Here is a 4,913-nt window from a genome sequence, read left to right as displayed (position 1 = left end):
GGATCGTCGCCATGGGCCATTCGGCCGGCTGCCACCTCGTCGCGTTAACCGGCCTGCGCGGCGGCCTGCCGGGCGTCGCGGCGCTGATCCTCGACGACACCAGGGCTTACGATCTGGAGGCCTTGGCCAGGAGCGGCGGCATGGCGGGGGTCTATGCCAGGGCCTTTCCCGATCCGGCGCAGTGGCGCGCGCTGTCGCCTGTCACCTATGTGGAAGGCCGCAAGCACCCGCCGACCTTCATCGCCCATTCGCGGGCGAAAGCCCGCGCGGCGGACGCGCAGGCCTTCGCCGGGCGTCTGAAAGCCACCGGAACCAGGGTCACGCTGTTCGACGGCAGCGCCTATTCGCACATGTCGATCAATCGCGACTTCGGCACCGAAGGCGATGCATTGACCGCAGCGGTGATGGCTTTCCTGAGGGCGAGCCTCGGCTGAGTTTGGATGGCGGCAGGCCGGTGAGGGGGGCGCAGACGCGGGGAACGAGGGACGACTAAGCCGAAGCGATTGCAGTGACCATGGTCATTGACCGTGGTCACTTCTGATCCTATATAGTGAACGGCAATTTTGTTCATTGAGGTGGCGCATGGCCGCGCAGGTGTCGAAATCGAAGTTCAAGGCAAAGGCTCTCGAGTATTTTCGTCAGGTTGAAACGAGTGGCGAGCCAATCATTGTGACCGATCACGGCCAGCCCACACTGGAGATACGACGCTATGAATCGGTTGCGCGCGACCCTTTGGAGGTGCTGCGCGGGTCTGTCCTGCGTTACGACCGCCCCACGGATCCGGTGGCCGAAGGTGATTGGGAAGCCAGCAATTGATCGTGTTGGACACGCATGTTCTCGTCCGCTGGGTCGGCGGTGAGATCGATCTGCTTTCAGAACCAGCACTTCGCGCAATCGAGCGGGAGAGGATAGGCGGCGAGATTTTGATCTCCTCGATATCAGCATGGGAAATCGCCATGCTGATATCCAGGGGGCGTCTCCTGCTATCGATGGACGTGGGCGAATGGCTGGCGACGGTCAGCCAGCTTGAAAAACTGAGCTTCATTTCCGTCGACAATGAGATTGCCGTGAATAGTACCGAACTTCCGGGAGAACTTCACAAGGATCCGGCTGATCGGATCATTGTTGCGACCAGTCGAAAATTTGCGGCACCTTTGGTGACCGCGGATCAGAAGCTGCGAGACTATCGATATGTAAAGACAATCTGGTAGGGCAACTACCAGCGCGTCGTTTCGCCGGGCGCTGCCGGCTCGATCGCCAGGGCATGGACGCCGGATTTCAACTCCTCGGCCAGCAGATCGTTGACGGCGCGGTGACGCTCGACGCGGCTCATGCCGGCAAAGGCGGGGGCGACGATGCGGACGCGGAAATGCGTCTCGCCAGTGCCGTCGAAGGTGGCGTGATGGCCGGAATCCACATGATGGTGGCCGGCATGGAGATGGCTTTCGTTGATGACGTCCAGCCGTTCCGGCGAAAACGCCTTTTTCAGCTTGTCTTCCATCGTTGCCTGTATGGACATCGCCGCTTCCCTTCACCACATCTACGTCATCGCACAAAATTCGCCATTCGCCGGTTTTATGCCGCGATTCAGCGGTTAGAGCGATCATCGCGAAAATGTCAATTCTTGTTTCGCATCCGCGAACAGCCCATAAATGGGTGAGATGAAGCCGTACCCAAAATATTTCGAAAAGATTCGCATCCGCCCGGAGAAGGACGCGGAGCTGAAGTCGCGCTCGCCGATCTGCCAGTGGGATGGCTGCAAGGAGGCCGGTACCCACCGCGCCCCGGTCGGACGCATGAAGGAAGGCGAGTATTTCCAATTCTGCTTCGACCATGTGCGCGAGTACAACAAGGGCTTCAATTATTTCTCGGGCGTTCCCGACACCGAGATCGCCCGCTTCCAGAAGGAGGCCATGACCGGCCACCGGCCGACCTGGAAAATGGGCGTCAACGGTGCCTCGACACGCTCCTCGCCCGACTTCGCCCAGGCGCGCTCCGGCCGCGCCGGCTACTACAACCGCATGCGCGATCCCTTCGACCTGTTCAAAGGCCCGAAGGACCCGCGCGAAGCACGCGAGCGCAAGGCCAAGCCGCTTGAGGCCAAGGCACTGGAAACGCTTGGCCTTGATACAAAGGCAAGTGGCAAGGATATCAAGGCGCGCTATAAGGAACTTGTGAAACGCCACCATCCGGATGCGAATGGCGGCGACAGAGGTTCGGAAGACAGGTTCCGCGATGTGCTCCAGGCATATCGCGTGCTCAAGCAGGCAGGTTTGTGCTGAGCGACCATACGGTTCGTGTCGCTTTCCAACTTTCATAAGGTTGGAAAAGGCTCTAAGACCGCCCCCGAACAAAATCGATTGCCAGCGAAACGCGGCGTTTCGCTTGTGGAGACGTTGATAGAGATGAACAAGGTCGATCGCGATATCGCCAACCTGCCCGACACCACGGTGTCGGTGAAGGAGACATTCGGCTTCGACTCCAAGATGGTGGTGCCGGCCTATTCGGTGACGAGCGAGCATGTCCCCGACATCGATCCGGACTACCTGTTCGACAAGAACACGACGATGGCGATCCTCGCCGGCTTTGCCTACAACCGCCGCGTCATGGTGTCGGGCTATCACGGCACCGGCAAATCGACGCATATCGAGCAGGTCGCCGCCCGGCTCAACTGGCCTTGCGTGCGCGTCAATCTCGACAGCCATGTCAGCCGTATCGACCTCGTCGGCAAGGACGCCATCGTCGTCAAGGACGGGCTGCAGATCACCGAATTCCGCGACGGCATCCTGCCCTGGGCCTACCAGCACAATGTTGCGCTGTGCTTCGACGAATACGATGCCGGGCGTCCGGACGTGATGTTCGTCATCCAGCGCGTGCTGGAATCGTCGGGCCGGCTGACGCTGCTCGACCAGAGCCGGGTCATCCGCCCGCATCCGGCCTTCCGGCTGTTTTCGACCGCCAACACGGTTGGGCTGGGCGACACCACCGGCCTCTACCACGGCACCCAGCAGATCAACCAGGCGCAGATGGACCGCTGGTCGATCGTCACCACGCTGAATTATTTGCCGCACGACAACGAGGTGAACATCGTGCTGGCCAAGGCCAAGCACTACCGCGACGGCAAGGGCAAGGAGATCGTCAACAAGATGGTGCGCGTCGCCGACATGACGCGCTCGGCCTTCATCAACGGCGATTTGTCGACCGTTATGAGCCCGCGCACGGTCATCACCTGGGCCGAGAATGCCGAGATCTTCGGCAATATCGGCATGGCGTTTCGGCTGACCTTCCTCAACAAATGCGACGAGCTGGAACGCTCGCTGGTCGCCGAGTTCTACCAGCGCGCCTTCGGCGAAGATCTGCCGGAGAGTGCCGCCAATGTGGTGCTGGGCTAAGCAGAGTCTCGATGGCGGGTCCGGGCGACAACACGCGAAACAAATCCAAGACGGGCGCTGAGAACGACAGCTTCAAGCGCGCCGTCACCGTTTGCATGCGCGCGATTGCCGGTGACAAGGATCTCGAGGTCGGCTTCGCCAAGGACCGGCCGGCGCTGGCCGGCAGCCGCGCCCGGCTTCCGGAATTGCCGAAGAAGGCATCGAAGGCGGACATCGCCATTACCCGCGGCCTCGGCGATTCCATGGCGCTGAAGCGCGCCTGCCATGATGCGCGCATCCACACCAGGCTGGCACCGGAAGGCAAGGCAGCGCGCGCCATCTATGACGCGGTCGAGCAGGCCCGCGTCGAGGCGATCGGCTCTCGCGCCATGCAGGGTGTCGCCGACAATATCGGCTCGATGCTCGAGGACAAATACGCCAGGGCCAACCTCGTCGACGTCAAGGACAAGGCCGACGCGCCGATCGAGGAAGCGCTGGCGCTGATGGTGCGCGAAAAGCTGACCGGGCGCACTGCGCCGAAGAGCGGCGAACGGCTGGTCGATCTCTGGCGCCCCTGGGTCGAGGAAAAGGCCAGCGCCGACCTAGACGGGCTGTCGGCAAAGCTCGACGACCAGCAGGCTTTCGCCCGCGTCGTGCGCGACATGCTCGCCTCCATGGAGATGGCCGAGGAGCTCGGCGACGACCAGGAGACGGAAGACTCCGAGGACAACGACGAAAACCAGCCGCAAGGCGAGGAGCAGAGCGAGGAGGGCGGCGAGGACGATTCCGGCTCCGAGCAGTCGCAGTCGGAGGATACCGAGGCTTCGTCCGACGACGAGCAATCGGCCGAGACAGAGGCCTCCGACGCCACCGCCGAGGATCTCTCCGACGATGACGACGCGGATGCGGAGACGCCTGGCGAGGCGCGCCGCAACGACAACCCCTTCACCAATCTGCCGAAAGAGATCGACTACAAAGTCTTCACCACGGCCTTCGACGAGACCGTAGGTGCAGAGGAACTGTGCGAGGAGGAAGAGCTCGACCGGCTGCGCGCCTTCCTCGACAAGCAGCTCGCCAACCTTTCCGGCGTCGTCGGGCGGCTGGCCAACCGGCTGCAGCGCCGCCTGATGGCGCAGCAGAACCGCTCCTGGGATTTCGACCTCGAAGAGGGCTATCTTGATCCGGCGCGGCTGGTGCGCGTCGTCATCGACCCGATGCAGCCCCTGTCCTTCAAGCAGGAGCGCGACACCAAATTCCGCGACACGGTGGTGTCGCTGGTGCTCGACAATTCGGGTTCGATGCGCGGCCGCCCGATCACCGTCGCGGCGACCTGCGCCGACATCCTGGCGCGCACGCTGGAACGCTGCGGCGTCTCGGTCGAAATCCTCGGCTTCACCACCCGCGCCTGGAAGGGCGGGCAGGCGCGCGAGAAATGGCTGAAGGAAAGCAAGCCGCCGAACCCCGGCCGGCTCAACGATCTGCGCCACATCATCTACAAATCCGCCGACCATCCGTGGCGGCGGGCGCGCCGCAATCTCGGGC

6 protein-coding genes and 1 pseudogene are annotated in these 4,913 nt (G+C 62.4%); 6 read left to right on the top strand and 1 reads right to left on the bottom strand.

Annotated elements, in window-relative coordinates; translation table 11 throughout:
* The 3 genes and pseudogenes from E5W70_RS26375 to E5W70_RS26365 all read left to right on the top strand — a co-directional run.
* Positions 1–434 (top strand): annotated as a pseudogene (locus E5W70_RS26375) (alpha/beta hydrolase); the annotation flags it as partial.
* Between the two features lie 148 nt (positions 435–582).
* Positions 583–816 carry a type II toxin-antitoxin system Phd/YefM family antitoxin gene (locus E5W70_RS26370; protein WP_292663990.1) on the top strand — a complete coding sequence of 78 codons (234 nt, stop codon included), beginning with the start codon at positions 583–585 and terminating at the stop codon, positions 814–816.
* 2 nt (positions 817–818) lie between these two features.
* A complete protein-coding gene (locus tag E5W70_RS26365; RefSeq protein WP_292664010.1) occupies positions 819–1,211 on the top strand; it encodes a type II toxin-antitoxin system VapC family toxin in 393 nt (130 codons plus the stop codon).
* 5 nt (positions 1,212–1,216) lie between these two features.
* On the opposite strand, the gene E5W70_RS26360 is transcribed toward E5W70_RS26365, so the two are convergent.
* Positions 1,217–1,519, bottom strand: a complete 303-nt coding sequence (locus E5W70_RS26360) for a BolA family protein (RefSeq protein WP_292663988.1) — start codon at positions 1,517–1,519, stop codon at positions 1,217–1,219.
* Between the two features lie 133 nt (positions 1,520–1,652).
* Between E5W70_RS26360 and E5W70_RS26355 the strand changes: the two genes are divergently transcribed.
* The 3 genes from E5W70_RS26355 to cobT all read left to right on the top strand — a co-directional run.
* Entirely contained in the window at positions 1,653–2,282 is a 630-nt protein-coding gene (locus E5W70_RS26355) for a J domain-containing protein (protein WP_254816626.1), read from the top strand.
* A gap of 123 nt (positions 2,283–2,405) precedes the next feature.
* Entirely contained in the window at positions 2,406–3,392 is a 987-nt protein-coding gene (gene cobS / locus E5W70_RS26350) for a cobaltochelatase subunit CobS (RefSeq protein ID WP_023721131.1), read from the top strand.
* A gap of 11 nt (positions 3,393–3,403) precedes the next feature.
* The coding region (gene cobT, locus E5W70_RS26345; protein ID WP_292663984.1) for a cobaltochelatase subunit CobT at positions 3,404–4,913 on the top strand (1,510 nt) is incomplete at its 3' end.

The sequence above is a fragment of the Mesorhizobium sp. genome (assembly GCF_005063415.1).
In the GTDB taxonomy this organism is placed as follows: domain Bacteria; phylum Pseudomonadota; class Alphaproteobacteria; order Rhizobiales; family Rhizobiaceae; genus Mesorhizobium.
Note: the sequence above shows the minus strand (reverse complement) of the source record. Positions and strands in the feature narration are given on the sequence as shown.

What these genes read in the sequence shown, in the direction of transcription:
- E5W70_RS26360 (WP_292663988.1), bottom strand. Translation starts at nt 1,519, where the DNA reads ATGTCCATACAGGCAACGATGGAAGACAAGCTGAAAAAGGCGTTTTCG.
- cobS (WP_023721131.1), top strand. Translation starts at nt 2,406, where the DNA reads ATGAACAAGGTCGATCGCGATATCGCCAACCTGCCCGACACCACGGTG.
- E5W70_RS26355 (WP_254816626.1), top strand. Translation starts at nt 1,653, where the DNA reads ATGGGTGAGATGAAGCCGTACCCAAAATATTTCGAAAAGATTCGCATC.
- E5W70_RS26370 (WP_292663990.1), top strand. Translation starts at nt 583, where the DNA reads ATGGCCGCGCAGGTGTCGAAATCGAAGTTCAAGGCAAAGGCTCTCGAG.